At 44.3% G+C, this 255-nt stretch carries 1 protein-coding gene; it reads left to right on the top strand.

Annotated features, from left to right (window positions below; genetic code table 11):
- Nucleotides 1–255, top strand: a 255-nt coding sequence (locus ACQ96U_RS27240) for a Tc toxin subunit A (protein ID WP_431724422.1), incomplete at both ends; no start/stop codon positions are given.

The following is a 255-nucleotide window of genomic DNA, read 5'->3' as shown; positions in this document are numbered from 1 at the left end:
TACACAACCTCAGATGCCGTTTCTTCGATGTTTTCTCCTGCCGCGTATCTTACTGAGCTGTATATGTATGGAAAACAGCTCGATTCTAACTCAAATTACGCGTTAGATACTCGTCGGCCTGATTTACGAAATTTGGTACTGAGCCAGGCTAATTTAGAGGAAGAAATCACTACACTTGCCCTATCGAATGAAATACTTATCGCTGCCTGTGGCTCAGAGGTGGAGTTACAACTACCAAGCTTAAGCTACCCTCCC

The organism is Zooshikella sp. RANM57 (genome assembly GCF_050749885.1).
GTDB lineage: Bacteria > Pseudomonadota > Gammaproteobacteria > Pseudomonadales > Zooshikellaceae > Zooshikella.
Note: the sequence above shows the minus strand (reverse complement) of the source record. Positions and strands in the feature narration are given on the sequence as shown.